Annotated in this window: 4 protein-coding genes; all 4 read left to right on the top strand. The window is 61.1% G+C overall.

What is annotated here, in order from left to right; genetic code table 11:
* On the top strand, positions 1-675 hold a 675-nt coding region (gene mmsB / locus AAC083_RS04715; protein WP_108535967.1), incomplete at its 5' end, for a 3-hydroxyisobutyrate dehydrogenase.
* Between the two features lie 65 nt (positions 676-740).
* Positions 741-1,502: an SDR family oxidoreductase gene (locus AAC083_RS04710; RefSeq protein WP_108535966.1), complete on the top strand. Its 762-nt coding sequence runs from the start codon at positions 741-743 to the stop codon at positions 1,500-1,502.
* Positions 1,503-1,890: 388 nt separating this feature from the next.
* Positions 1,891-3,327, top strand: a complete 1,437-nt coding sequence (arcD, locus tag AAC083_RS04705) for an arginine-ornithine antiporter (RefSeq protein WP_108535964.1) — start codon at positions 1,891-1,893, stop codon at positions 3,325-3,327.
* Positions 3,328-3,418: 91 nt separating this feature from the next.
* The coding region (locus AAC083_RS04700) for a TSUP family transporter (RefSeq protein ID WP_146181578.1) at positions 3,419-3,704 on the top strand (286 nt) is incomplete at its 3' end.

Raw genomic sequence — 3,704 nt, 5'->3', positions numbered from 1 at the left:
GATCTGCTGGGGGCCTTGCCTGCGGGGGCTCTGGTGATCGACTGCTCCACCATCGACGTGGCCTCGGCTCGTCAGGTCGGGGAGGCGGCCAGGGCGCGCGGCATTCGCTTCATCGATGCGCCCGTCTCGGGCGGGGTGGCGGGGGCGAGCGCGGGGACCCTCACTTTCATCGTCGGTGGTGAACTGGCGGATTTCGAGGCGGCCAGACCTATTCTGGCTCACATGGGGCAGAATCTGTTTCATGCCGGGGCGCTCGGGGCGGGCCAGATCGCCAAGATGTGCAACAACATGCTGCTTGCCATCCACATGGCGGGCACCGCCGAGGCGCTGGCGCTCGGGGTGAAGGAGGGACTGGACCCGGGCGTCCTCTCCACCATCATGGGCAAGAGCTCGGGTAACAACTGGAGCCTGGAGCGTTACAACCCCTGGCCTGGTGTGATGGAGAACGTGCCCGCCGCCCGCCACTATCAGGGGGGCTTTATGACCCGGCTGATGGTCAAAGATCTGGGATTGGCGATGGCGCTGGCCGAGCATGCCCACAGCGCCGTGCCTATGGGAGCGCTGGCTCGTAACTTGTTCAACCTGCACGCGACGCAGGGTCAGGAGCACAAGGATTTTTCCAGCATCGTCGAGCTCTATCTGGATAAAACGCCGGACCCGTCACCGGCCGGTTAGTCTGCGGCAGTGTGCGCATCACCTCATCAAGCGGGCTGCAACTCAGTTAACAACAAGGAGTACCCATGGATATCAAGCAGAAGGTCATCGCCGTCACGGGGGCGGGGCGGGGGCTTGGCCGAGCCATCGCCCTGAGGCTCGCGGAGCAGGGCGCCATACTGGCGTTGATCGATGTGAATCGCACCGATCTGGAGGTGACCGAAGCGGAGCTGCGCAGTCGTGATGGCCAGTGCGCCCTGTTCGTCTGCAACGTGGCGAGTGAAGCCGAGGTGGAGACGACCTTTGCTGCGATCAAAGAACAATTGGGTGGCCTGCATGGCCTCATCAACTGCGCCGGGATCCTGCGGGACGGCATGCTGATCAAGGTGAAAGAGGGAGAACTGGTGGAGAAGATGAGTCTGGCCCAGTGGCAGGCTGTCATCGATGTCAACCTGACCGGCACTTTCCTCTGTGGCCGGGAAGGGGCAGCCCTGATGGCCAAGGGCGGGCAGGGCGGCGTGATAGTCAACATCTCCTCCATTGCCCGTGCCGGCAACATAGGCCAGAGCAACTATGCCGCCAGCAAGGCGGGGGTGGCCTCCCTGGTGGTCACCTGGGCGCGGGAGCTGGCGCGCCATGGCATTCGAGTGATGGGCATAGCCCCCGGGGTGTTTGCCACCGACATGACGGCAGCGATGAAACCGGAGGCGATGGCCAGAATGCAGCAGGCCATCCCGGTCGGCAGCCTGGGGGAGGCGCACCAGCTGGCCGAAACCGTGCATTTTATTCTCGCCAATGACTATCTGTCCGGGCGCATGATAGCGCTCGATGGCGGCTTGCGGCTCTGAGTTTATCGGCGGTGAAGAAGATGCCCCTGGCCTCTGGCACAGGGGCATTTTTATTGAATCCTTTGTCAGCAAGCTGGCTGCACGCCCTGACGAGAAGCTGCATGCTCATGCAGGGCCGCTCTGGAAAAACGGGGGCGAAGTCATGGGGAAATGTGAAATATCAACGGGTCTTTCTTAATTTGAGCCAGCTCACAGGCGCTTGAAGTCAGTGCTGTAGAATTGCGCGCGGTCAAGACGGCGCATGATTGACGGTACGAGGGATTGCGGTCGGAATAGTCATGCAATATAGTTGCCGCCTTTTTCACGGGGTACGGATTTTTCGCCCCTCCCATATTGCGCGCTGTATGAATACGGATGCTCAGCCGCCGCTTAATCAAACAGGATTGAGATGGACAAGAAACTAGGGCTCGGCGCCCTCATCTCGCTGGTGATCGGCTCCATGGTCGGCGCCGGGGTCTTCAGTCTGCCACAAAATATTGCCGCTCATGCCAGCGCCGGGGCCGTCGCCCTGGGGTGGGCCATCACAGGTCTTGGCATGATCTGTCTCGCGCTGGTTTACCAGAATCTCTCCATGCGCCGCCCGGATCTCGATGGCGGTATCTTCAGTTATGCCAAGGCCGGTTTTGGCGATTTCATCGGCTTCAACGCCGCCTGGGGTTACTGGCTCTGCCAGCTGCTGGCCAACGTCTCCTACGCCATCGTCGTGTTCAGCGCCCTGAGCTACTTCTTCGATACCCCGGACAATGTCATCTTCGGCGACGGCAACACCCCCGTGGCCATCACGCTCGCCTCCATCCTCATCTGGTCCGTGCACGCCCTGGTGCTGCGCGGGATCCAAGTGGCGGCCCTGGTGAACATAGTCACCACCATCGCCAAGATGGTGCCGCTCATTGTGTTCTGTGTGGCCATCCTGCTCGCCTTCAACATGGATACCTTCACCCTGGATATCTGGGGCCAGGAGAACGTGGAGCTGGGATCTGTGATGGATCAGGTCAAGTCCACCATGAAGGTGACGCTCTGGGTCTTCATTGGTATCGAAGGGGCCGTGGTGGTCTCCGCCCGTGCCCGTCATCGCAAGGATGTGGGTCGTGCTACCGTGCTGGCACTGCTCGGTGCGCTGGCACTCTACGTCATGGTGACCCTGTTTTCTCTGGGGGTCATGAGTCAGCCACAATTGGCCGCCCTCAAGAATCCGTCCACCGCCATGATCTTGGAAGCCGTCGTGGGCCCCTGGGGCGCCTGGCTCATCAACATAGGTCTGGTGATCTCTGTGATGGGGGCCCTGCTGAGCTGGACTGTGCTGGCGGCGGAAGTGCCCTACATAGCGGGCAAGACAGGGGTCTTCCCTGGCTGGTTTGCCAAGGAGAACAAGAACGGCTCGCCCAAGGTGTCGCTCTGGTGCTCCACCTGCCTGGTGCAGACCTTCCTCATCATCATCTACTTCCAGAGCAGCACCTATCTGGCGCTGGTCAACATTGCCACCTCGGCGGCACTGGTGCCCTATGTCTTCTCCGGTGCCTATGGCCTCAAGCTGGCGCTGAAAGGGGAGACCTATGAGGGCCAGCCCCATCAGCGTAAGCGTGACCTGCTGCTGGCACTGATGGCCACTCTCTATGGCTGCTGGCTGGTTTATGCCGCCGGTGTCGAGTATCTGCTGCTGGTGGCGTTGCTCTACAGCCCCGGCATCTTCATCTACTGGAAGGCGCGTCAGCACCACGGGCTGCGTGGCCTCAACCGGTTGGAACAGGGGATGACGGCGGCCCTGCTCGGGTGCGCCGTACTGGCCTTCTACAAGGTTATGGACGGTACCATTCCCTTGAGTTAACCGGCACAATGAAGAGATGGCCCAAGGACCATCTCTTTTTTTATGCGCGTTCTGGCCTGGATGGTCAGGCGCCGCCTCGGAAGGAATTGTTATGCTGTTTATGGGTTATCTGCTGCTGGGTGCTTTCGCGGGCATGCTGGCGGGGCTGTTCGGGATCGGCGGCGGTCTCATCATAGTACCCGTGCTGGTACTCAGTTTTCACGCTCAGGGGGTCCCCCCCGATATCATTACCCATCTGGCATTGGGTACCTCGCTGCCCACCATGATCTTCACCGGTTTCAGCTCATTGCGGGCACATCAGGAGGCCGGTGTGGTCGACTGGGTGGTGATCCGCCGCTTGGGGGCCGGCATGCTGATCGGCGCCTGGCTTGGCGGCA

The organism is Aeromonas sp. HMWF014, assembly GCF_963878295.1.
Classification (GTDB): domain Bacteria; phylum Pseudomonadota; class Gammaproteobacteria; order Enterobacterales; family Aeromonadaceae; genus Aeromonas; species Aeromonas popoffii.
This window is presented reverse-complemented; position numbering and strand designations above follow the sequence as displayed.

Excerpts from the sequence above, each read along its gene's own strand:
- AAC083_RS04710 (WP_108535966.1), top strand. The coding sequence starts at position 741 with ATGGATATCAAGCAGAAGGTCATCGCCGTCACGGGGGCGGGGCGGGGG.
- arcD (WP_108535964.1), top strand. The coding sequence starts at position 1,891 with ATGGACAAGAAACTAGGGCTCGGCGCCCTCATCTCGCTGGTGATCGGC.